Source organism: Mycolicibacterium sichuanense (assembly GCF_033741125.1).
GTDB lineage: Bacteria > Actinomycetota > Actinomycetes > Mycobacteriales > Mycobacteriaceae > Mycobacterium.
Genome location: NZ_JAWQPU010000001.1, coordinates 1,316,764 through 1,339,604 on the forward strand (window position 1 = coordinate 1,316,764; position 22,841 = coordinate 1,339,604).

Annotated in this window: 21 protein-coding genes and 2 pseudogenes; 17 read left to right on the forward strand and 6 right to left on the reverse strand. The window is 68.1% G+C overall.

Annotation, left to right across the window (positions count from 1 at the left end; genetic code table 11):
* Positions 1-10 precede the first annotated feature (10 nt).
* Complete coding sequence (locus SBI80_RS06365; RefSeq protein ID WP_318973729.1) at positions 11-970, reverse strand: iron ABC transporter substrate-binding protein; 960 nt, start codon at positions 968-970, stop codon at positions 11-13.
* A 325-nt stretch (positions 971-1,295) separates the two neighbouring features.
* Here SBI80_RS06365 and SBI80_RS06370 point away from each other — a divergent pair, with 325 nt between their 5' ends.
* Positions 1,296-1,640, forward strand: coding sequence for a hemophore-related protein (locus SBI80_RS06370; protein ID WP_318973526.1), 345 nt, complete (start codon positions 1,296-1,298; stop codon positions 1,638-1,640).
* A gap of 51 nt (positions 1,641-1,691) precedes the next feature.
* Here SBI80_RS06370 and SBI80_RS06375 read toward each other — a convergent pair whose 3' ends face one another.
* Positions 1,692-2,288, reverse strand: a complete 597-nt coding sequence (locus tag SBI80_RS06375) for a TetR/AcrR family transcriptional regulator (RefSeq protein ID WP_318973527.1) — start codon at positions 2,286-2,288, stop codon at positions 1,692-1,694.
* A gap of 88 nt (positions 2,289-2,376) precedes the next feature.
* Here SBI80_RS06375 and SBI80_RS06380 point away from each other — a divergent pair, with 88 nt between their 5' ends.
* Positions 2,377-3,420 carry an aldo/keto reductase gene (locus SBI80_RS06380; protein WP_318973528.1) on the forward strand — a complete coding sequence of 348 codons (1,044 nt, stop codon included), beginning with the start codon at positions 2,377-2,379 and terminating at the stop codon, positions 3,418-3,420.
* Here the strand turns inward: SBI80_RS06380 and SBI80_RS06385 are convergent.
* Entirely contained in the window at positions 3,417-4,031 is a 615-nt protein-coding gene (locus SBI80_RS06385) for a hypothetical protein (RefSeq protein ID WP_318973529.1), read from the reverse strand. The genes SBI80_RS06380 and SBI80_RS06385 overlap by 4 nt on opposite strands.
* 141 nt (positions 4,032-4,172) lie before the next feature.
* Here SBI80_RS06385 and SBI80_RS06390 point away from each other — a divergent pair, with 141 nt between their 5' ends.
* Genes SBI80_RS06390 through SBI80_RS06415 form a run of 6 tightly spaced genes read left to right on the forward strand, consistent with a single transcriptional unit; the run spans position 4,173 to position 10,448 of the window.
* Entirely contained in the window at positions 4,173-4,544 is a 372-nt protein-coding gene (locus tag SBI80_RS06390; RefSeq protein WP_318973530.1) for a YraN family protein, read from the forward strand.
* Positions 4,544-6,055, forward strand: coding sequence for a YifB family Mg chelatase-like AAA ATPase (locus SBI80_RS06395; protein WP_318973531.1), 1,512 nt, complete (start codon positions 4,544-4,546; stop codon positions 6,053-6,055). The genes SBI80_RS06390 and SBI80_RS06395 overlap by 1 nt, the downstream gene beginning before the upstream one ends.
* A complete protein-coding gene (gene dprA, locus SBI80_RS06400; protein WP_318973532.1) occupies positions 6,052-7,233 on the forward strand; it encodes a DNA-processing protein DprA in 1,182 nt (393 codons plus the stop codon). Before SBI80_RS06395 ends, dprA begins: the two co-directional genes overlap by 4 nt.
* A 10-nt stretch (positions 7,234-7,243) precedes the next feature.
* Positions 7,244-8,095, forward strand: coding sequence for a siderophore-interacting protein (locus SBI80_RS06405; protein WP_318973533.1), 852 nt, complete (start codon positions 7,244-7,246; stop codon positions 8,093-8,095).
* Between the two features lie 23 nt (positions 8,096-8,118).
* Entirely contained in the window at positions 8,119-9,297 is a 1,179-nt protein-coding gene (locus tag SBI80_RS06410; RefSeq protein WP_318973534.1) for an alpha-hydroxy-acid oxidizing protein, read from the forward strand.
* On the forward strand, positions 9,294-10,448 hold the full coding sequence (locus tag SBI80_RS06415) for a zinc-binding dehydrogenase (RefSeq protein WP_318973535.1): 1,155 nt from the start codon (positions 9,294-9,296) through the stop codon (positions 10,446-10,448). Before SBI80_RS06410 ends, SBI80_RS06415 begins: the two co-directional genes overlap by 4 nt.
* 81 nt (positions 10,449-10,529) lie before the next feature.
* Here the strand turns inward: SBI80_RS06415 and SBI80_RS28210 are convergent.
* Positions 10,530-10,700, reverse strand: a pseudogene (locus SBI80_RS28210) (DUF222 domain-containing protein); the annotation flags it as partial.
* Positions 10,701-10,755: 55 nt separating this feature from the next.
* Positions 10,756-11,160 (reverse strand): annotated as a pseudogene (locus SBI80_RS28215) (DUF222 domain-containing protein); the annotation flags it as partial.
* A 338-nt stretch (positions 11,161-11,498) separates the two neighbouring features.
* On the opposite strand from SBI80_RS28215, the gene SBI80_RS06425 reads away from it, so the two are divergent.
* Positions 11,499-12,401: a tyrosine recombinase XerC gene (locus SBI80_RS06425; protein WP_318973730.1), complete on the forward strand. Its 903-nt coding sequence runs from the start codon at positions 11,499-11,501 to the stop codon at positions 12,399-12,401.
* 5 nt (positions 12,402-12,406) lie between these two features.
* On the opposite strand, the gene SBI80_RS06430 is transcribed toward SBI80_RS06425, so the two are convergent.
* Positions 12,407-12,898 (reverse strand): M23 family metallopeptidase, encoded by a 492-nt coding sequence (locus SBI80_RS06430; RefSeq protein WP_318973537.1) that lies wholly within the window; start codon positions 12,896-12,898, stop codon positions 12,407-12,409.
* A gap of 317 nt (positions 12,899-13,215) precedes the next feature.
* On the opposite strand from SBI80_RS06430, the gene rpsB reads away from it, so the two are divergent.
* The 8 genes from rpsB to SBI80_RS06470 all read left to right on the forward strand — a co-directional run bounded on the left by rpsB (position 13,216) and on the right by SBI80_RS06470 (position 22,812).
* Positions 13,216-14,043 carry a 30S ribosomal protein S2 gene (rpsB, locus tag SBI80_RS06435; RefSeq protein ID WP_318973538.1) on the forward strand — a complete coding sequence of 276 codons (828 nt, stop codon included), beginning with the start codon at positions 13,216-13,218 and terminating at the stop codon, positions 14,041-14,043.
* Positions 14,044-14,068: 25 nt separating this feature from the next.
* The gene (gene tsf / locus SBI80_RS06440; protein WP_318973539.1) at positions 14,069-14,884 is read left to right on the forward strand and encodes a translation elongation factor Ts; all 816 of its coding nucleotides are present in this window, start codon (positions 14,069-14,071) and stop codon (positions 14,882-14,884) included.
* A 137-nt stretch (positions 14,885-15,021) separates the two neighbouring features.
* Entirely contained in the window at positions 15,022-16,464 is a 1,443-nt protein-coding gene (locus SBI80_RS06445) for an amidase (protein WP_318973540.1), read from the forward strand.
* 140 nt (positions 16,465-16,604) lie between these two features.
* Positions 16,605-17,777 (forward strand): FtsX-like permease family protein, encoded by a 1,173-nt coding sequence (locus SBI80_RS06450; protein ID WP_413232666.1) that lies wholly within the window; start codon positions 16,605-16,607, stop codon positions 17,775-17,777.
* Between the two features lie 148 nt (positions 17,778-17,925).
* The gene (locus SBI80_RS06455; protein ID WP_318973542.1) at positions 17,926-18,492 is read left to right on the forward strand and encodes an FtsX-like permease family protein; all 567 of its coding nucleotides are present in this window, start codon (positions 17,926-17,928) and stop codon (positions 18,490-18,492) included.
* Positions 18,493-18,586: 94 nt separating this feature from the next.
* Positions 18,587-19,249 (forward strand): ABC transporter ATP-binding protein, encoded by a 663-nt coding sequence (locus SBI80_RS06460; RefSeq protein WP_318973731.1) that lies wholly within the window; start codon positions 18,587-18,589, stop codon positions 19,247-19,249.
* A gap of 25 nt (positions 19,250-19,274) precedes the next feature.
* Positions 19,275-20,792, forward strand: coding sequence for an APC family permease (locus SBI80_RS06465; protein ID WP_318973543.1), 1,518 nt, complete (start codon positions 19,275-19,277; stop codon positions 20,790-20,792).
* 4 nt (positions 20,793-20,796) lie between these two features.
* Positions 20,797-22,812 carry a primary-amine oxidase gene (locus tag SBI80_RS06470; protein ID WP_318973544.1) on the forward strand — a complete coding sequence of 672 codons (2,016 nt, stop codon included), beginning with the start codon at positions 20,797-20,799 and terminating at the stop codon, positions 22,810-22,812.
* Positions 22,813-22,841: the final 29 nt, after the last annotated feature.

Genomic DNA, 22,841 nt, shown 5'->3' on the forward strand with positions numbered 1-22,841 from the left:
ACCGCTCCATCTAGAGCAGGCCGGCCTTGGTCATCATGTCGGTGACCTTCTGCGCGTCGAGGTCCGACGGGTTGACGGCGGGCGCCTGCAGCTGGGACAGCAGTACCAGAGCGGGATTGGCCGGCACGTCACTGGCGACCGGGTACTCGAACGACGTGCCCTTCTCGAGCACCTCCTGGCCGGCCTTGCTGGTGATGAACGTCAGGAACCGCTGAGCCTCGTCCTTCTTCTTGCTCGAATTCAGCACGCCGCCACCGGAGATGGACACGAACGCGCCGGGATCGGAGTTCTTGAAGTAGTGCAGCGCGGTGTTGCCGCTGATCTCCTTGGTACTGGCCTGATCTCGGAACCAGTAGTAGTGGTAGATCACGCCGCCGGCGACCTCGCCGGCGTTGATGGCGCGCAGGGTGGCGATGTTGTCCTGGAAGATCTCGGCATTGGTCTTCATGCCGGCCAGCCACGCCGCGGTGGCGGGCTCACCGGTGAGGTCGAGCATGGCCGCGACGATCGCCTGGAAGTCGGGTTTGACGGGCGGGGCGCCCCAGCGTCCCTTCCACGCCGGCTGCTCGAGGTCCATGATCGACTTCGGCAGTTGATCCTCGGTGAGCTTGGTCTTGTCGTAGGCGAACACCGTGGTGCGCGCGGCCACCCCGGTCCACTTGTTCGACGCCGGCCGGTACTGCGCGGGCACCTGGTCGAGGGTCTCCTTGGCGACGTCGGTGAACAGCCCGGCCTTCTCGACCGCGGCCATGGCCGGCGAGTTCTCGGTGAGGATCAGGTCGGCGGGCGACGAGGCGCCCTCGGCGATGAGCTGGTTGCCCAGTTCGGTGTCACCGCCTTGGCGGTAGGTCACCTTGATGCCCGTCGCCTTGGTGAAGGCGTCGATCCACTCCTTGGTGAGCGACTCGTGCTGGGCGTTGTAGATCAGCAGTCCGTCCCCACCGTCGGAGCTCGACGAGCACGCCGTCATGCCGACGGCGAGGGCGATGGCGGACGCCACGGCACCGATCCGCCTCCAGGGCGACCGTTGATCCTTCGATGACCGGACGAACAGAGGCAAGAGGACTTCCTTCCCGCGCGGGCGACACCGGTTTGAGGTGAGGATTGCCTAAACATACCTGGGACTTGGGTGGGAGATTTCCGCGGTTCGTGTGACAGCACCGCCGTGTCGTTTGCCAGGGTTGGCGGTCGGTTTGGGTACGTTGAGTGGCGTGGGTCACGGTGGCCGACGTGACGAGGGGATCGACGCCATGAATTCGATGACCGCCACCGTGCGTCGCTGCACTCTAGGCAGCGTGGGCGCCGGTGCTCTCGGAGTGCTGGTCGCCGGCGCGCTCGCGCTGCCGACGGCCGCTGCCGCACCGTGCAAGGCCAGCGGATACGCCGCGACGGCCAGCGGTGTGCTCAGCTCCGCGGGTGCCTACCTCGATGCCCACCCCGGTGCCGACGACGTGCTCACCGCGGCCGCCAACCAGCCTGCCGCCGACGCGCGGACCTCCGTGCGGGGCTACTTCTTCGCCCACCCCAACGAGTTCCTGGACCTGCAGAACATCGTGCAGCCGCTCAAGGACGTGAAGAACCAGTGTGGCGTGGACGTCTCACCGAGCCAGCTGGCCACGCTGTTCGAGGCGCTGTCCTAGGTGTACTGACCTGGGTGTACTGGCCTGCGTGTACTGACCTAGGTCCCCGCCTCAGCCGGTCACGAACACGCCGGCGCCGATCGCGGCCATCGTGACGGCCACGGCGCGTTCGGCATCGGCGGTGCTCAGCCGCCGGGTGTCGGTGAGGAAGCGGTAGTAGAGCGGCGCCGACAGCTGCCGGATCGCCTCGCGCGGGTCAGTGCCCACGGGCGCCTCGCCGCGCTCGATGGCGTCTGCCACCACGGGAGAGACCTCGTCGAGTCGTTTGCGGTAGAACCCCGCGAGCGCCTCGGCCGTGATGGGGTCGCACGTGGCCGCGGCGATGATCGCCTTGAACAGCGGGCCCTGCCGCGCGTCGTTCAGGGTGCGCCTGATCAGTTTCGCCGCGGATAGCAGATCGGCCTCCAGCGAGCCAGTGGACGGTCGCTGCGACGACGTCTCGGCCATGTCGGTAAGCAAGTCGGCGACCAGACCCGGCACCGAACCCCAGCGCCGGTACACCGTCGACTTGCCGACGCCTGCCCGTTCGGCGACCGCGGTGAGCTCGATGCCCTCGAGCCCGGACTCGACCAGTAGGTCGGCAGCGGCCCGGAGTACCGCATCGCGGACGGCGGCGGTTCGTCCACCCGGTCGGGAAGTCACTGACACCCCCGCATCCTAACGGGACATCGGTTTCGTTAGTGCATTCTTCGTGCTAGCTTCCTTATCGGGAACATCGTATCGATAAGGGGTTGGCATGGAGTACCGACGAGTGGGCCGTTCCGGCCTGGTGGTATCCGAATTGAGCTTCGGCGCAGCGACGTTCGGAGGTTCCGGAGAGTTCTTCGGAGCGTGGGGTGACACCGACGTCGCCCAGGCTCGCCGCATGGTCGACATGTGCCTCGACGCGGGCATCACGCTGTTCGACACTGCCGACGTCTACTCCGACGGTGCCTCCGAGGAAGTGCTCGCAGCGGCCGTGAAGGGCAGGCGCGATCGCGTGCTGATCTCGACCAAGGCCGGGTTGCCCCTCGGTCCAGGGCCCGGCGAGGCGGGGACCTCACGGACCCGGTTGATCTCCTCGGTCGAGGGCGCGTTGCGACGGCTGGACACCGACAGGATCGATCTCTTCCAGCTGCACGCCTACGACGCGCACACGCCCATCGAAGAGGTCCTCGACACCCTCGACGTGCTGGTCACCGCGGGCAAGATTCGCTACGCCGGGGTGTCCAACTTCGCGGGCTGGCAGCTGATGAAGTCGCTGTCGGCGGCGCGCGAGGCGCACCGACCACGCTACGTCGCGCACCAGGTGTACTACTCGTTGATCGGGCGGGACTACGAGTGGGAACTGATGCCGCTCGGCCTCGATCAGGGCGTCGGGGCGCTGGTGTGGAGCCCGCTGGGGTGGGGACGCCTGACGGGGCGCATCCGGCGCGGTGCGCCCCTGCCCGAACGGAGCAGGTTGCACTCCACCGCCGATGCCGGTCCGCCGGTGGACGATGCGTTGCTCTTCGACGTCGTCGACGTGCTCGACGCCGTGGCCGCGGAGACCGGCCGGACCGTGGCGCAGGTGGCGTTGAACTGGCTGCTGCGCCGGCCGACGGTGTCATCGGTCATCGTCGGTGCCCGTGATGCCGAGCAGCTGGCCGAGAACCTCGGGGCCGTCGGGTGGGCGTTGAGCGCCGAACAGGTCGACCGCCTCGACGTGGCGAGCCGTCGCGAGGCGCCGTACCCGTACTTCCCCTACTTCCGGCAAGACGGGTTCGCGCGGTTGAACCCGCCGGTGTTCGCCGGACGCTAGCCGGGCAGGTCGGTGTACTGGAACGTCGCGCCGTCGGCGCTGAAGGTGAAGCCCTTGCCGGTCAGCTCGCTGACACACGAGATGCCCGTCGCCTCCTGCACGTTGCAACGGAAACCCGAGACGATCAGCACCTTGCCGAACGGCAGCGCGTTCGCTGGCCCGGGGAGCAGGGCGTATCCGGGTGCGTCCAGAGCGACGAACTGAGGATCGGCGTCGCGGCCCACCTGAATCGCGGTGGGGGCGGCCTCGGTCCCGTCCTCGCGCGTGACCGCGTTTGGCGCGCCCTTGATGGGGATCGTCGAACCGGTCGCCGACTGACATCCCGCCGCCACCCGCGGGACTATGGCGCACACCCACCGCTTGCTGGGGCTGGTGAAGTAGTAGGCGGTCTGCCCGTCCGGGAGCGCTCCGGCGAAGTCGTAGGCGTTGGCCAGTGCGTCGTTGGAGGCGGGGTTGGCCAGTGGAGGGGGTGCGGTGATGCTGGTCTGCACGGTGGGTCGGGCGTCGTCGGTGTTGACCACCGTCCCGGAGTCGCAGCCGGCCAGTGACACGGCGGCCGCGACGGCGACCACCGGCGGCAGCAGACCTCGGAGATGGTTTCGGCCAGCCATGGGCGCCATCGTCGCACGGGTCCCCGACCGTTCGGCATTCGACGAGGTCGGTAGTCCGGGGTGCTGTGGATGGCGCCGCGATTGTGGATGACGGGCCACCGCGGAGGTCGTCTCGTCGGGGTCGGTCTGCACGGTGGTGCCATGACCGAAACGTGGAGCCGCGCCCAGATCGGGGCGCTCGGTGAGCAACTCGCAGTCGAGCATCTGAGATGGTGTGGATTGCGGGTGATCGCCCGCAACTGGCGTTGCCGCCATGGCGAACTGGACGTGATCGCCACCGATCCGGAGAGCGGCGGGGTGGTGTTCGTGGAGGTGAAGACGCGCACCTCCGACCGGTTCGGCGGGGTCGAGCAGGCCGTGACGCCCCAGAAGCTGCGCCGGCTGCGCCGCCTGTCCGGGCTGTGGCTGGCCGCCCAGGACGTCCGGTGGCCACACGTCCGCATCGACGTCATCGGGGTCCGCATCGGCCGGGGGCCCGTCCCCGAGATCACCCACCTGAAGGCGGTGGGGTGATGCCGCTCGGACGCGCGTACTCGGTGGGCGTTCGCGGGGTCGACGGCGTCATCGTGGAGATCGAGGCGCACATCACCTCGGGGCTGCCGGGCGTGCACCTCGTCGGGTTGCCTGACGCGGCGCTGCACGAGGCGCGCGACCGGGTCCGCTCGGCGATCACCAACTGCGGCGACGAATGGCCGCAGACGCGGCTGACCCTGGCCCTGTCGCCGGCCACGTTGCCCAAGATGGGTTCGGTCTACGACATCGCCCTCGCGGCGGCCGTGCTGTCGGCGGCCCAGAAGAAGGTGTGGGCGCCGCTCGAACAGACGGTGCTGCTCGGCGAGCTCGCGCTCGACGGGCGGGTGCGGCCGGTCAAGGGCGTGCTCCCGGCGGTGCTGGCGGCCAAGCGGGAGGGCTGGCCAGCGGTGGTGGTGCCCATCGACAACCTGGCCGAGGCCAGCCTGGTCGACGGCATCCGGGTGCGGGGCGTCAGAACTCTGCAGCAGCTGAAGAGGTGGTTGGCCGGCAAGGGAACGCTCGACGACCGGGTGCCCGAGTCCTCGCCGGAGGCCGAACCCATCGCCGATCTCGCCGACGTGGTCGGGCAGGCGCAGGCCAGATTCGCCGTCGAGATCGCGGCGGCGGGCGCGCATCACCTGCTGCTGACCGGGCCTCCAGGAGTGGGCAAGACCATGCTGGCTCAACGACTCCCGGGTCTGCTGCCGCCGCTCACGCACGAAGAGGCGCTGGAGGTCACCGCGATCCACTCGGTGGCGGGGTTGCTGACCGGCGCCACCCCGCTGATCACCCGACCGGTATTCGTGGCACCGCACCACACCTCGACGGTCGCCGCACTGGTCGGCGGTGGATCGGGTATCGCGCGCCCGGGAGCGGTGAGCCGTGCGCATCGTGGCGTGCTGTTCCTCGACGAGTGCGCCGAGATCGGATCCAGCGTCCTGGAGGCACTGCGAACGCCGTTGGAGGACGGCGAGATTCGGCTCGCCAGGCGGGACGGGGTGGCGCACTACCCGGCCCGCTTCCAGCTGGTGATGGCGGCCAATCCGTGCCCGTGCGCACCGGCCAAGTCCAGTGATTGCGTCTGTGCCGCAGCGGTCAAGCGTCGATACCTTGGCAGGTTGTCGGGCCCGCTGATGGACCGCGTCGATCTGCGCGTGGAGTTGCACGCGGTGCGCTCCGGTGCGATCGGCGCCGAGGCGGGGGAGCCGACCGAGGCGGTCCGCGCGAGGGTCGCCGCCGCAAGGGAGGCGGCTGCAGCGCGCTGGGCCCCGCATGGCGTGCGAACCAACGCGGAGGTCAGCGGACCGCTCCTGCGCCGGCGATTCCGGCCCGATCGCACCGTGATGGCGCCGCTGAGCACCGCGCTGGATCGCGGGGAGCTCAGCATCCGCGGCGTCGACAGGACGCTGCGCGTCGCGTGGACCCTCGCCGACCTGGGTGGCCGCACGATGCCGGTGCTCGATGACGTCAACACCGCGTTGAGCTTTCGTCAGGGTGGGGGTGCGCGATGACCTCGGAGGCGATGGCGTGGGCGTACCTGTCCCGCGTGGTCGAGCCACCGTCACACCAGCTGACCTCCTACGTCGCGACGGTCGGACCGGTGCAGGCAGCGACCTGCATCAGACGGGGGAGGGTCACCGGGGATCTGGCTCGGCTCACCGAGGCGCGGCGCGACGTCGATTGCGCAGCAAGCGATGTGGAGACATTGGAGCGGCTCGGTGGTCGACTCGTCACCCCCGAGGATTCCGACTGGCCGCTGCTGGCCTTCACCTCGTTCCGCGGCGAGGCCGCCCGCACGCGTCCGTCGGGCCACCCACCGATGGTGCTCTGGGTGATCGGTGAGGAATCGCTGGCCGACGTGGCGATGCGGGCCTGCTCGGTCGTCGGCACCAGGGCGGCGACGGCCTACGGTGAACATCAGGCTGCCGAACTCGCGGCGGGCCTGGCCGAGCGGGACGTCGCGGTGGTCTCCGGCGCCGCCTTCGGCATCGACGGTGTCGCGCACCGCGCGGCGCTCGGCGCGGACGGGCTGACCGTCGCGGTGCTCGCCGGTGGTGTCGACGTGCCCTACCCGGCAGCGCATTCGGCGATGCTGCGGCGCATCGGCGAGCAGGGTCTGCTGGTCAGTGAATACCCGCCCGGTGTGCGACCGGCCCGCCACCGCTTCCTGACCCGCAACCGGTTGGTCGCCGCGCTCTCCGGCGCGACGGTCGTCGTCGAGGCCGGTCTGCGCAGTGGCGCCGCCAACACCGCGGCGTGGGCGGAGGCGCTGGGACGTCCCGTCTGCGCCTACCCAGGGCCGGTGACGTCGTCGGCATCCGCCGGTTGTCACGTGCTGCTGCGCAACGGCGCCCAACTGGTCACCCGGGTGGAGGAGGTCGTCGAGTTGGTTGGCTCGCCAGGTGAGATGGCGACCGAGCCGGCGCACCCGGTCTCACCGCTCGACGGGTTGTCCGACGCCGAGCTACGGACCTATGACGCCCTGCCGGCCCGGGGGGCCCGCACGCTCGAGCAGATCGCGGTGGCCGCGGGTACACCGCCTACCCAGTTGCTTGGGCCGTTGGCCGCCTTGGAACTCGCCGGCCTGGTGGTGCGCCGCGAGGGGCGGTGGCGCATCGCCAGGGCACGAGACGTAGCCGGCCATCTGAGCGCGCCCGCTCGTATAGTCGGGGGAGCAATCGACGAATGACGAGGTGACCGTGGCAGGGCGTCCCATCCACACGTTCGACGTGGTGCGCAGTGAACGGCTGGCGCCTCACATGACTCGGGTGGTGCTCGGGGGCGCCGGGTTCGACACGTTCACCCCGAGCCAGTTCGCCGATTCCTACGTCAAGATCGTGCTACCGCGGTCGGGTACCGACGTGTGCGCGTTGCCGACCCCGCTGACACTGGACAGCTTCAAGGAGTTGCCCGCCGAGCACCAGCCCGTCGTTCGCACCTACACCGTGCGCCGCGTCGACCCCGACCGCCGCGAGATCGCGATCGACTTCGTCGTCCACGGCGAGCAGGGTGTGGCCGGGCCCTGGGCTGCCTCCGTCGCACCCGGTGACCCGGCCTACCTCATGGGTCCCAGCGGTGCGTACGCCCCCGATCCCGCGGCGGACTGGCATCTGCTGGCCGGTGACGAGGCCGGACTGCCTGCCATCAGCGCGGCACTGGAGGCACTCCCGCCCGAGGCGGTCGGGTTGGCCTTCATCGAGATCAGCGGTCCCGACGACGAGATCGAACTGACGGCCCCCGACGGGGTGCAGATCCGCTGGATCTACCGCGGCGGGCGTGCCGACCTGGTGCCCGAGGAGCAGGCCGGCGATCACGCGCCGCTGATCACCGCCGTCAAGGAAGCGCTGTGGCTGCCCGGTCAGGTGCAGGTCTTCATTCACGGTGAGGCGCAGGCCGTCATGCACAACCTGCGGCCCTACGTCCGCAAGGAGCGCGGCGTCGAGGCGAAGTGGGCGTCGATCTCGGGCTATTGGCGGCGCGGACGCACCGAGGAGACGTTCCGTCAGTGGAAGGCCGAGCTGGCGAAAGCGGAGTCTCAGCCCGCGAACTGACCCCCGCCTGGCACCCTTGGGCCATGGCATTCGGCGACTATCAGCTCGAGATCTACCTTCAAGGCCTGTCCGGCGTGCTGCCGTCCCTCCCGATGGCGTTCGCGGAATTGGAGGCCAAGGCCAAGGCGGCGATGTCGCCGTCGTTGTGGTCCTACGTGGCCGGCGGCGCCGGTGACGAGCGCACCCAGCGGGTCAACGTCACGGCCTTCGAACGCTGGGGCGTGATGCCGCGAATGTTCGTCGGCGCCAAGGAACGAGACCTCTCCGTCGACCTCTTCGGCCTGCGGTTGCCGTCGCCCGTCTTCATGGCCCCCATCGGGGTGATCGGCCTCTGCGCGCAGGACGGGCACGGCGACATCGCCGCGGCCAGGGCCGCCGCCCGCACCGGCGTGCCGCTGATGGTGTCCACCCTTACCGCCGACCCCCTCGAACGGGTGGCCGCCGAATTCGGCGATACCCCGGGCTTCTTCCAGCTCTACACCCCGACCGATCGTGACTTGGCCGCCAGCCTGGTCGCTCGCGCCGAGGCGGCCGGGTTCAAGGGCATCGTGGTCACCCTCGACACCTGGGTGCCCGGCTGGCGGCCGCGGGATCTGTCGACGTCGAACTTCCCGCAGCTGCGCGGGCACTGCCTGTCCAACTACACCAGCGATCCCGTCTTCCGGGCCGCCCTGCCCCAGACGCCGGAGGAGAACCCGCAGGGCGCGATCCTCAAATGGGTGTCTACGTTTGGTCACTCACTGTCGTGGGACGACCTGCCGTGGCTGCGATCGCTGACCGACCTGCCGCTGTTGGTCAAGGGAATCCAGCATCCCGACGACGCCCGCCGCGCGATCGACGGGGGGGTCGACGGCATCTATTGCAGCAATCATGGTGGGCGCCAAGCCAATGGCGGGCTGCCAGCGATCGAATGCCTGCCCGGGGTGGTGGAGGCGGCCAATGGTGTGCCGGTGCTGTTCGACTCCGGAATCCGCAGCGGCGCCGACATCGTCAAGGCCCTGGCGCTGGGTGCCACCGCGGTGGGCATCGGGCGGCCCTACGCATACGGCATGGCGCTGGGCGGCACCGACGGCGTGGTGCACGTGCTGCGGTCGCTGCTCGCCGAGGCCGACCTCATCATGGGCATCGACGGGTATGCCACTCTGAAGGATCTGACCGCAGACGCGTTGCGCCGCGTCGACTTCTCGGAGGTGCCGCGATGAAGGCCGTGTCCTGTCTCGAAGGACGACTGGACGTCGTCGACGTTGCGACGCCGCAGCCGCAGAAGGGCCAGCTGGTCTTGAACGTCAAGCGCTGCGGCATCTGCGGATCCGACCTGCACGCCCGGCACCACGCAGGTGAGCTCGAAGACGTGATGGTCGCCGTCGGCTATCGCGACTTCATGCGGGCCGACACCCCGGTCGTGATGGGCCACGAATTCAGCGGCGAGGTCGCCGAACGTGGACGCGGTGTCCCCAAGGAATTCAAGGTGGGCACGCTGGTCGTGTCCTTTCCCTTGGTGCGGGCCCATGGCGGCGTGCATCTGACGGGCCTGTCGCCGCTGGCTCCTGGCGGCTACGCCGAGCAGGTCCTGGCCGAGGCGGCGATGAGCTTCGTCGTGCCCAACGGATTGTCGGCCGACGTCGCGGCGTTGACCGAACCGATGGCCGTCGCCTTGCACGCCGTGCGCCGCAGCGAGATCGGCAAGGGTGACGTCGCGATCGTCATCGGCTGCGGACCCGTCGGGCTCGCCGTCATCAGCCATCTAGCGGCGCGTGGCGTCAAGACCATCGTCGCCAGCGACTTCTCCTCCGGCAGAAGGGAACTCGCCAGCAAGTGTGGTGCCGACGTCGTGGTCGATCCTGCGGTGGAATCACCCTACGAACGAGTCGGCAAGGGGGCGATCACCAATGCGCCCGATCTCTACGAACTCGGCATGGGCTCGATGGAGAAGCTGCGCAAGCTTCCGGGCTGGTCGCACGTCTACCGCGCCGCGGACGCGTTCGGCGCAGCCGGTCCGAAGCGGCCGGTGATCTTCGAGTGCGTCGGCGTGCCCGGCATGATCGACGGTGTCATCGCTGCCGCGCCGCTGAATTCGCGCGTAGTGGTCGTCGGCGTCTGCATGGGCGAGGACAAGCTGCGGCCGGCCATGGCGATCGCCAAGGAAGTCGATCTGCGGTTCGTATTCGGTTACACGCCCTTGGAATTCCGCGACACCCTGCACCTGCTAGCCGACGGAAAGGTGGACGGTACGCCGCTGCTCACCGGCACCGTCGGACTCGACGGGGTGGCGGCCGCGTTCGATGCGCTGGGCGATCCCGAGACCCACGCCAAGATCCTCATCGACCCGGCCAGCAGCGCCGTCGCCCCCTGACCTCACCCCTCGGGTTCGTCCTCGGGTGGGTTCCCCGGACGACAGCACCGAGCGGGCGGTGGCGACGAGCGCGTCGTGGTGGCGTTGCCCGACGCTGCGATGATCGCCATCGATCTGCGTCTGGCTTGGCGTGCCCGAGGTACGGGGATGCTCGTCGTCCGGATTGCACATCCCGGGCGCGCCGAACCGCCCGAGGATCGGCTCCAGGCAAGCGCGGGCTTCGGCGTCGATCTCGCCGGTGAGTGAACTCATTCCGTCGGGGCGCTGCCTGCCGATGCGTAGGTGACGTTTGCGGGCGTTCGGCTGCGTCGGGCATCGGGCCGTCCTGATCCAGCAGCGCCATCAACCGCTCGGCGGCCATCCGGACCTCCGTCGGCCCGAACCCCACCGCAAGGTCGACGAGGGTGGCCTCGGCCTGCGCACGGGTGGTCGCGTCCACCCACCTCGGCAGCCGGTCGAAGAACCGCCGAAGGACCACCACGTGCTCGGCCCCGATCCGCCCACCGGCCTGGGCGGCGGCCACCCTGGCCAGTGCGGGCGCCAGGGGTTGCCCCGATAGCGCCACACGCGGCCCCAGATCGGCGGCCTCGTGCAGGCGTCGCCCGGCTTCGGTGGTGGAGATCCGCAGCCGTCCGGTCAGCATCTGGCGCAGGTTCCTGGCCCCCCAAATCCCGCGGGGTGGCCTCGCGCTGCAACCGGGCCAGGATCCGATGCGACAGCACCGGCAGCTGCCGGGTCACCGTCTCCACCTCACCCAGCACCGCCACGAGCTCTCGATGATCGACGCCGTCGGCACTGCACGCGGTGACCTCGGCGTAGGCCGCCCGCAACCGCGCCACCGCCTCGAGCAGATCCCAACCATTCCTCGAACATACATTCGACCACCGACACGAATGCCAGGCTGTGACGGCTGAAACCAAAGGGGCGCACGTGTTTTCGAGGTTAGACAAGAATCGACCTGGTCACCATGTGGTCTCGATTCCGCGACACCCCTGCCGCTCGTTCGCGGCGCCCGTGCGGGGCCGGGAGACTAGGGGAGTGGCGGTGGCGATCGACGTGGTCCTCGAGGAATTCGACGAATACCTCGACCTGCAGTGCGGGCGCTCAGAACACACCCGCCGCGCCTATCTGGGCGACCTGAGGTCGCTGCAGGCCTTCCTCGTCGCACGTGCGCCCGAGGCGGGGCTGGACCACATCACGCTGCCGGTGCTGCGGTCGTGGCTCTCGGCGCAGGCCGCGGCGGGGACGGCGCGAACCACGCTGGCGCGACGGACGTCGGCGGTGAAGACGTTCACCGCGTGGGCATCCCGGCGCGGACTGCTCGACGGCGACCCGGCCGCACGGCTGCAGGTGCCCAAGGCTCGTCGCACCCTGCCCGCGGTGCTGCGTCAGGATCAGGCACGCGATGCGCTGGAGGCAGCCGAGTCCGGCGCGCAGCAGGGCGACCCGCTGGCGCTGCGGGACAGGCTGATCGTGGAGATGTTGTACGCCACCGGGATTCGCGTTGGCGAGCTGTGCGGCCTCGACGTCGACGACGTCGACACCGGCGCCAGAGTGCTGCGTGTCCTCGGCAAGGGCAACAAGCAGCGCACGGTGCCGTTCGGCGAACCCGCGCTGCGCGCACTCGGGTCGTGGCTCGCCGACGGCAGGCCCGCCCTGGCGAGTCCGGCGTCCGGGCCGGCACTGCTGCTCGGCGCGCGGGGCCGGCGCCTCGATCCGCGACAGGCTCGCACCGTCGTGCACCAGACCATGACCGCGGTCGACGGCGCACCCGACATCGGCCCGCACGGGCTGCGACACAGTGCAGCGACCCACCTACTGGAGGGCGGGGCGGATCTGCGGGTGGTCCAGGAGTTGCTCGGGCACTCCAGCCTGGCGACCACGCAGCTCTACACCCACGTCACGGTCGCGCGGCTGCGTGCGGTGCACGACCAGGCCCACCCCCGGGCGTGACTGCGTCAGCCGGCCAACGGCTTGAGACGGATCACGGCCGTGGCGACCAGCCCGAGCGGGTCCACGTAGTCCGCCCGCGACGCTGGGCCCCACATCGCACCCCAGTGCAGGCATGCCGCGATACCGCAGCCGGGATGACCGGCCACAAGCGTCCCCACCGGCGCTCCCGCGCCGACCAGCTGACCGGCCCGTACGGTGGCCTCGACCGGTTCGTAGCTGGTGCGCAAGCCCCCGGGGTGGGCGATCGACACGACGGGCCGGCCGGCCAGTTCGCCGGCGAAGACCACCGTGCCCGGCGCCGCGGCATACACCGTCTGACCCGACGCCGCGCTCAGGTCGACGCCACGATGACCCCGGTGCCACTTGACCGTCGGGGCGTCGAACGTCCGCAGCAACCCGGGCCGCGGCCGCAGCGGCCAGTCCAGCCGGCCGTCGGTGGCCGCCGCCGCAGGTGCCTGCAGCATCGATAGGCTGACCAGCGCCGCAAGGAATCGCATCCCACCAGTTCAGCGTGCTGCCGACCGGCCGATCAAGGGCCGACGCTCCGCTCGTGGATGAAGCGGCGTCTGGGGATGAATCCGGGGACATCGCGCGTGGACGAAGCATGCATGTCAACGGTGTAAACTCAGTCCCGCAATCCGCGTCAGCGGGTTGACTTCGCGCGCCGTGCCGCAGCCCCGCTCCTTCAGGGTTGCACACGCATGCCGGGCGGTCCCGCCTCGAGGTTCGAGACGGGTCCGGCACGCAACGGACGCCAGGGTTCGGCCGTCACCCGACGCCGGACGACAACCGTCGACAAGAGGACGTGGCCACCATGGCTGTCGTAACCATGAAGCAGCTGCTCGACAGCGGCACCCACTTCGGGCACCAGACCCGTCGCTGGAACCCCAAGATGAAGCGGTTCATCTTCACCGACCGCAACGGCATCTACATCATCGACTTGCAGCAGACGCTGACGTACATCGACAAGGCGTACGAATTCGTCAAGGAAACCGTCGCCCACGGCGGCAGCATCATGTTCGTCGGTACCAAGAAGCAGGCGCAGGAGTCCATCGCGGACGAGGCCACCCGGGTCGGGATGCCCTTCGTCAACCAGCGCTGGCTCGGCGGCATGCTGACCAACTTCTCCACCGTGCACAAGCGCCTTCAGCGGATGAAGGAGCTCGAGACCATGGAGCAGACCGGTGGCTTCGAAGGTCGCACCAAGAAGGAAATCTTGATGCTGACCCGCGAGAAGAACAAGCTCGAGCGCAGCCTCGGCGGTATCCGCGACATGCAGAAGGTGCCGTCGGCGATCTGGGTCGTCGACACCAACAAGGAGCACCTCGCCGTCGCGGAGGCGCGCAAGCTGAACATCCCGATCATCGCGATCCTCGACACCAACTGCGATCCCGACCTCGTCGACTACCCGATCCCGGGCAACGACGACGCGATCCGCTCGGCCGCGCTGCTCACCAAGGTGGTCGCCTCGGCCGTCGCGGAGGGTCTGAAGGCACGCTCGGGCGCAGGCGCGGACAAGCCGGCCGCAGAAGGTGCCGAGCCCCTGGCGGAGTGGGAGCAGGAACTGCTCGCCTCCGCAACGGCAACCGCACCGGCGGAAGCGGGCGCGGTCGCAACCGAACCGACCACCGACGCTTCCTGACCTTTCAAGGAAAGAGCTGAACATTATGGCTAACTACACCGCTGCCGACGTCAAGCGTCTGCGGGAGGTGACCGGCTCGGGCATGCTCGACTGCAAGAACGCCCTGGTCGAGGCTGATGGCGACTTCGACAAGGCGGTCGAGGTGCTCCGCATCAAGGGTGCCAAGGACGTCGGCAAGCGCGCGGAGCGTGCCACCGCCGAAGGTCTCGTGGCAGCCAAGGACGGCGCGCTCATCGAGCTGAACTCGGAGACCGACTTCGTCGCCAAGAACGCGGAGTTCCAGGCGGTGGCCGCTCAGATCGTGGCCGCTGCCGCGGAGTCCAAGGCCACCGACGTCGACGCGCTCAAGGCCGCCAAGGCCGGCGACAAGACCGTCGAGGAGCTCATCGCCGACCTGTCGGCCAAGATCGGCGAGAAGCTCGAGCTGCGCCGTGCGGCGTACTTCGACGGAACGGTCGAGACCTACCTGCACAAGCGTTCGTCGGACCTGCCCCCGGCAGTCGGCGTGCTGGTGGAGTACACCGGCGGCAACGCCGAGGTCGCCCACGCCGTGGCCCTGCAGGTCGCGTCGATGAAGGCCAAGTACCTGACGCGCGACGACGTCCCCGCCGACGCCGTCGCCAACGAGCGCCGCATCGCCGAGGAGACCGCGAAGGAGGAGGGCAAGCCAGAGCAGGCTCTGCCCAAGATCGTCGAGGGTCGACTCACCGGCTTCTTCAAGGACGTCGTGCTGCTCGAGCAGCAGGCGATCTCCGACGACAAGAAGACCGTCAAGGCACTGATCGAGGATGCCGGACTGACCGTGAACCGGTTCGTCCGCTTCGAAGTCGGCCGCGCCTAGGCGCCAAGGCTTGAGCGACGCACCAAATCGCTCGATAGGAGACCCCGTGTCCCACCGGTGATCCCGGTCGGCACGGGGTTTCTCCGCGTTTGGGGGTCGGCGGCGTTATTGCACACGTGTGTTGCTAGCGTCGGTCCATGACCTCCGTTTCCGCGTACGACGACGATGCACTGGGCACCCTCGACGCCACGGCCGTGGCCGATGCCATCCGTTCTGGCGCGGTGTCCCGGCGCGAGGTGGTCGACGCGGCGATCGCCCGCACGCAGAAGGTCAACCCGGCGGTGAACGGTCTGGCCTACGAGGCCTTCGAACGCGCCCGCGCGCGAGCGTCTGCGGCCATTCCGTACGGCGGATTCTTCGATGGAGTGCCGACGTTCGTCAAGGACAACGTCGCCGTCGCGGGAATGCCCACGATGGAGGGCGCCGATGCCTGGCATCCGCGTCCGGAGGCCGCGAACGGCGACTTCGCCCGTGCCTACCTGTCGACGGGCCTGATCGCACTGGGCAAGACCCAGATGTCGGAGTTCGGCTTCAGCGCCGTCGCCGAGCATCCGCGACTGGGTGCGGTGCGCAATCCGTGGAACACCGATCACACGGCGGGCGCGTCCTCGTCGGGTTCCGGCGCGTTCGTGGCCGCCGGCGTCGTGCCCATCGCGCATGCCAACGACGGCGGGGGCTCGATCCGGATCCCGGCGTCGTGCAACGGTCTGGTGGGGCTCAAGCCGTCGCGTGGCCGCCTGCCGTTGGACGCGAACATGCGCCAGATGCCCATCCGCATCGTGGCCAATGGCGTGGTCACCCGGTCGGTCCGGGATACGGCAGCGTTCTACCGCGAGCTCGAGAGAGTCTGGCCCGCTTCGAGACTCGAACCCATCGGAGACGTGACCGGACCGGGCCGGGCCCGGTTACGCGTCGTCGTCTTCACCAAGTCGGTCAAGCGCGAAGCCAGCCCCGAGGTCCGCGATCAGACCCTGCGGACCGCCGCATTACTCGAGCGGATGGGCCACCGCGTCGAACGACTCGACACCCCGCCGGTGCCGGCGTCCTTCATCGACGACTTCCTGCTCTACTGGGCCCTGCTGTCCTTCGCGCTGGTGCGCGGCGGCAAGAATCGATTCGGTGAATCCTTCGACCGCGGCAAGCTGGACAACCTCAGCCTCGGCCTCGAGAAGTTCGCGGCTGCCAACCTGCACCGGCTGCCGTTCGCGATCGCCCGGTTGGCCACGCTGCGGCGCCGCACGCTCAAGCTGGTGCGGGACTACGACGTGTTGCTGACGCCCACCCTGGCCGACGTGCCACCGCTAGTCGGGCACCTCGACCCGACGGCGGACTACGACCAGATCATCGAGCGACTGGTGGACTGGGTGGCGTTCACGCCGCTGCAGAACGTCACCGGAGACCCAGCGATCTCGCTGCCGCTGGGGCAGTCCGCCGACGGTCTGCCCATCGGAATGATGTTCAGCGCACGTCTCGGGGGTGAGGGCACGCTGCTGCAGTTGGCCTACGAACTGGAGCAGGCGGTTCCGTTCCGGACGTTGCAGGCGGCCGCGGGTGCGGATTCCAACTCTCAAATATGTTGAAAGCCATCGCAATTCGATTTCGGTTGGTCAGGTGGCGACGAAATCCGTTGTCCACGTGACACAGCGACGTAACCCGACTTAGGTCTAGTTAACGAGACGGAAATCAGTAGTAGTAGCCGAAGAAACACGGCGAGCTGAGCATCCCTGTTGTGGAGTCCACTGCGCCCACGACCCTACGATCACCGGCGATCGCCAGTGCTTCCGGCAATACCTTCGGGTATTTGTTTCGGTTCGCACTGGCGAACATTCGTCGACGACCGGAGCGGTTCGTGCTTTCCGTGCTCGGTATCGCGCTGGCGATCGCCTGTGTCGTCGTCGTGCGTACGATCTCGTCGAGCTTCGCCATCACCGGCGCTGACTCGGTGACCGACGTACTCGGCGGCGCCCAGTTGTGGGCGGTGCCGGCCGCCGGCGTGCACTACGACCCCGACGTGCAGGCGCTGGTCGCCGACGGACCCGCGCCTCAGCTGTCGCTGCCACCCGGGTGGAGCGGTACCGAGACGCTCTCGGGTCGCGCCGAGGTCGACGGCACACCGATCTCGCTGCGTGGAAGTGACCAAATTCCCTCCGGTCAAATCACTTTGGGGTCTGCCCTGGCCGAACGGCTCGGGGTCGCCGACGGTGGCACCCTCGCAATCGCCGACCGGAACCTGACGGCGAGGATCGCGGGCTCCGGGCAATCCGCCGTCGTGTCCAGCGAGCTCGCCAGATCGGTCGTCGGGGACAAGGGGTGGTGGACGCTCTTCGCGCCGGCCGGTCAGGAGAAGAACCGCAACCTCGGTGAGACGTTCGGCGCCGCAGCGGGTCTGCCGTCCACCACCGACCCGTCGGTGACGCCCGACGCCGGCGGTCCGGGACTGCTCTACGACACCGTCGGCGGCAACGGCCCGCTGACCTTCGAGCAGAAGTTCTCGGCGCTGTTCTCGGGCAAGGTCACCAGCTCCACGCTGGGGTTGATCTCGACGATCGGCCTGATCCTGGGCTTCGTGATCGCCGTGTCGTCCTTCCTGGCCGCCGTGCAGGAGCGCAAGCGCGAGTTCGGCATCATGGCGAGTATCGGGCTGGCCGACGAGGTGCTGTACTTCTTCCTGGTCGAGTCGGCGATCGTATTCGTCCTGGCGTACGTGGTCGGCGTGCTTGGCGCGGGAGCCGCAGTGGCACTGGTGATCCCGGGCATCGCAACGCCGGTCGCATGGCTGCAGGCCGCGGGGATGGTGTTCGGCTTCCTGCCGGCGATGGCGATCGTGGGAGCGCTGGTGCCGGTGCACCGGCTGCTGCAGCACCGTCCCGTCGACCTGCTGGGGGATCGCTAGTCATGTCCGGGGGCGAGCGAAGCGACGGGGGATTATCCGGGGGCGAGCGAAGCGACGGGGGATTATCCGGGGGCGAGCGAAGCGACGGGGGATTATCCGGGGGCGAGCGAAGCGACGGGGAAGAACGGACGCAGGGGAGACGAAGGCAATGCTGAGCAAGGGACTGGCGTATGGCTGGCTGTCGGCCCGCCGACGCATCGGTGAGATGGTGCTGCCGGTCGTCACGACCGCCACCGGAGCCTTCCTGGTGGTCATCGTCTTCGGCATGTCCGACGGCATCCGGGCGCAGTCGGCCTCGCTGGGCCACGCCGACGAGATCGGCCGCGCGGTCGTGCTGATCGCGGTGACGGTATTGCTGGTCGGCGTCGTGGAGGTGGCCGTCGCGACCACCAGGACCGTCGCGCACCGCACCAAGGAACTCGGCGTACTCGGCGCCAATGGCGTGCCCCGCCAACCAGTGGTCGCGGCGCTGCTCGTCGAACCCGTCGTCGCCGCGGTCCTCGGCGCCGTCGCCGGAGCGGCCGTCGCCGTTGCCGTCGCGATGGTGCTCGGGGCTACCGGCTTCGTACCCACCGGCGTCGCCGTCGGTGGACTCCTACTGGGCGCCGGCATCGCCATCGGCGTCAGCGTCGTCGCCGCCGTGGCGACCAGCATCGTGCCCACGTGGACCGCAGCGTCGCGGCCACCGATCAAATCACTCTCCGCGGGAGGCTGACCACGTGACGGTCATCAAGGACACCGACGACAGCACCGAGGTCGCCGACGCCGGGGCGCCTGCCTCCGGGCCGGCCACCGATGCGTCACCGGTCATCGAAGTATCCGATGTCTGGAAGCTGCACAAGCTGGGCGACGAGGTCGTCAAGGCGTTGGTGGCGGCCGAATTGCAAGTCATGCCGGGCGAATTCGTCTGCCTCATGGGTCCCAGCGGCAGTGGCAAGTCCACGCTGCTGAACATCATTGGCGGTCTCGACCGGCCCACCAAGGGCACGGTGAAGGTGGCGGGCAAGGACACCGGCCGGCTCACCGAGAGCCAGTTCGCGGCCCTGCGGCACGACACCATTGGCTTCATCTTCCAGAGCTACAACCTGATCCCGTTCCTGTCCGCGGTAGAGAACGTGGAACTGCCGCTGATGTTCGAGCCCTATGACCGGAAGGCGTTGCGCAAGCGCGCCACCGAACTGCTCGAGCTCGTCGGATTGAGCCATCGCATCAACCACCAGCCGACCAAGATGTCCGGTGGTGAACAGCAGCGCACCGCGATTGCCAGATCGCTGATCAGCAATCCGACGCTGGTCCTGGCCGACGAGCCGACGGCGAATCTGGACCACAAGACGGGTGAGACGGTCGTGCGGATGCTGCGCGACCTGTGCTCGACCATGGGCGTCACCGTCGTCGCCAGCACCCATGACCCGACCGTCGCCGACGAGGCGAGCCGTGTGATCCGCATGCGAGACGGACAGATTGTCAACTGACTCGAATCTGATTGGGAGAAAAGCAATGACACAAGAAATGGAAGCGACGCGGCCTTCGGACCGCGACAAGCTTCTGACCACCGAGCTGGTCCCCGAACAAGTCCTGCCCAAGGTGATGACGACGTTCGGCCTCGTCGCCACCTATGTCTTCATCATCTGCTGGATCACCGGTTCGTCGGTGATCGCGGCCGGCGGCTGGAGCTCGATCCCGATGTGGATCCTCGGCATCCTGACGTTCTTGGTCCCGGCCGGCATGGCGGTGGCCGAGCTGGGCAACCTGTGGCCGGGTGAAGGCGGGGTGTACATCTGGGCCACCCGGACCATGGGCGAGACCTGGGGCTTCATCGGCGGTTACCTGTCGTGGATTCCGGTGATCCTCAACGCCGCCTCCTCACCGGCGGTCGTGGTGCAGTTCCTGCTGCTGGCCTTTCACGCCGAGCTCGGGTTGACGCTCAGCATCATCCTGCAGCTGGTGATCCTCTGGGCCGTCATCGGGTTGGCCCTGGCCAAGCTCGCCGCCAACCAGAAGATCATGAACGGCGTGTTCATGATCTATGGGGTGCTGACCGCCGTCATCTTCGTCTCCGGTCTGGTCTACGCCCTCAAGAACGGGTCGGCCACACCCTTCCGCGCGCACGATCTGGTGGTTCCCGACTTCGTCGGAGCTGGCTTCCTGTACGGCACCGTGCTGCTCTACCTGTTGGGTGTGGAAACCCCCTACAACATGGGCGCGGAATTCCTCTCGGTCCGCAAGAGCGGCCCGAAGATGGTGATCTGGGGTTCGGTCGCGCTGGTCGCGATCTATCTGCTGACCACGATCGGCACCATGTTGGCGCTGCCGTCCGACCAGATCGACCCCGTCACCGGTGTCATCGGGATGCTCGGCGTGGCAGCTCCCAAGGGCGTGATGGAGGTCGCGGCCGTCGTGCTGGCATGCATCATCTTCGTCGCCCTGGTGACCTACCAGATCGCCTATTCGAGGCTGATCTTCGTCTCGGGCCTGGAGCGCCACCTGCCGCGCATCTTCACCCACCTCAACCCGCGCACCCGCAATCCGGTCACCGCGGTGCTGATCCAGGGCGTGCTGTCCTCGCTGATCCTGGTGGGCCTGTACTCGCAGAGCAGCATGGCGAACGTGACCATCTTCATCCAGGGCGGCCTGTCCACGGTGTGGCTGATCTCGGGGATCTTCTTCCTGTTCCCAGTCATCATCGCGCGCAAGAAGTATGCCGATCGCTATGCCTCGGAGAAGTTCTGGCGCATCCCCGGTGGGTCGGTCGGCGTGTGGATCACCGTCGTCGTCGGCACCGTGGGAACGATCGGCGGCGTCTACTACTCGTTCGCCAAGTCATGGATCAAGGACGTCCCGGACAGCGAGTGGATGACGTGGACCGGTGGCATCTCGCTCGGCATGGTGGCACTGGGCGTGATCGTCTACGTCTTCGGACGGCGGGCCGCACACAAGACCTCCGCGGAGGATGCGCTCGCGCATCTGGCGGTGCTGGATCTGACCAAGACCGACTCGACGAAGGCTGAGAGCTGACGACATGACATTGCATAGCACCACGATTCGTGCGGATGCGACCGCGGGTAAGAGCGACTACCCGCTCGACCCGCTCACCGGGGAGGAAATCCAGAGCGCTGCGGCGATCGTCATGGCCTCCGAATACGCCTCGCCGACACTGAAGTTCGTGATGATTCAGCTGGCCGAGCCGGCCAAGACCGCGGAGCTGAGCTTCGAAGGCTTGGACGTCCCGCGGTGTGCCTTCGCGACCATGTACGACGGTGCGGCGAAGATGGTGTACGAGGGGGTCGTCGACCTCGGCGCACGGGTGATCGAGTCCTGGAAGGCGATTCCCGGCCGGTTCCCCTCCTACCTCGTCGAGCACATGACCGGGGTGGAGGAGAAGGTACGTGAGGACCCGCGCTGGCAGGAGGCGATGCGCAAGCGTGGCGTCACCGACTTCAACCTGGCGATGATCGATCCGTGGCCGGCCGGCTACTACGGCCAGAGCGACCACTACGACAATTCGCCATTGATCTGCCGGCCGCTGACCTTCATGCGCGCCGCACCGTCGGAGCACGGTTACGCCAGGCCGGTCGAGGGCTTGATCGTCACCTTCGATCTCGACGCCATGGAGATCCTCGACATCGAGGATCACGGCGTGATCCCGTTGCCGCCGAAGGCTGGCAACTACGATCCGCGCTTCATGTTCGACGAGGACAACCGGCCGGCGTTCACGGAGTTCCGGGACGGCGTCAAGCCGATCGAGATCACCCAGCCAGAGGGACCGAGCTTCACCGTCGACGGCTGGAAGGTGGAGTGGCAGAAGTGGTCCATGCGAATCGGATTCAATCCGCGCGAGGGCATCACGCTCCACGAGGTGACCTACACCGACCGTGGCGTGACGAGACCGATCATGTACCGGGGGTCGCTGTCGGAGATGGTGGTGCCCTATGGCGACACGTCACCGACCCACTGGAACAAGAACGTGTTCGACATGGGCGAGGTGGGCATGGGCTTCTCCGCCAACCCGCTGACGCTCGGTTGTGACTGTCTCGGCGAGATCTACTACTTCGACGGTACGGTCAACGACTCCGACGGCAACGCGGTGACGATCCCCAACGCCATCTGCATGCACGAGGAGGACTACGGAATCTCCTGGAAGCACACCGACTTCCGTACCGGAGAGGTCGAGGTCCGGCGGTCGCGGCGGTTGGTCGTCTCGATGATCTGCACCGTCGGCAACTACGAGTACGGGTTCTTCTGGTACTTCTACAACGACGCCTCGATCGAGGTCGAGGTCAAGTTGTCGGGTGTGCTCACCACCGGCGCGGTCGCCGACGGCGAGACCCCGCGCTGGGGCAAGTTGGTGGCACCGGGCATCTACGGTCCCAACCATCAGCACTTCTTCAACTTCCGGCTCGACATGAGCGTCGACGGGCCGGCAAACAGTGTCTACGAGGTGGATTCGATTCCGGAGCCCGATCCGGCGCTGAATCCCCACCACAACGCCTGGATCACCCAGGACACGCTGGTGGCCTCGGAGGCCGAGGGAGCGCGCGACTGGGACTGGAAGACGGGCCGGTACTGGAAGATCGCCAACCCGTCGAAGCTCAACGAGCTCGGCAGCCCGACGGCATACAAGCTGGTGCCCAAGGACATCGTACCCGTCATGGTGCAGGAGGGTTCCTACATCTACGACCGGGCCCGCTTCGTGCAGCACAACCTCTGGGTCACCAAGTACGACGAAGCGGAGAGGTTCGCGGCGGGTGACTACATGTATCAGTCCGCGGACGTGCAGGGTCTGCCGGAGTTCATCGCCGACGATGCGCCGCTGGAGAACACCGACGTGGTGCTCTGGTACACCCTCGGGGCCCATCACATCGTGCGGCCGGAGGACTGGCCCGTAATGCCCTGTGCGTATACGGGTTTTCACCTGAAGCCGATCGGGTTCTTCGACGGCAACCCGGCCCTGGACGTGCCCCCGACGCCGCCCAAGGCGTGCCACGGTGCGCACCATGCCGGACTACCGGTGGCCAAACGGGCGATGGAGTCCTGATCGAGTAGTAATCTTCGGTGCCCTGGCCT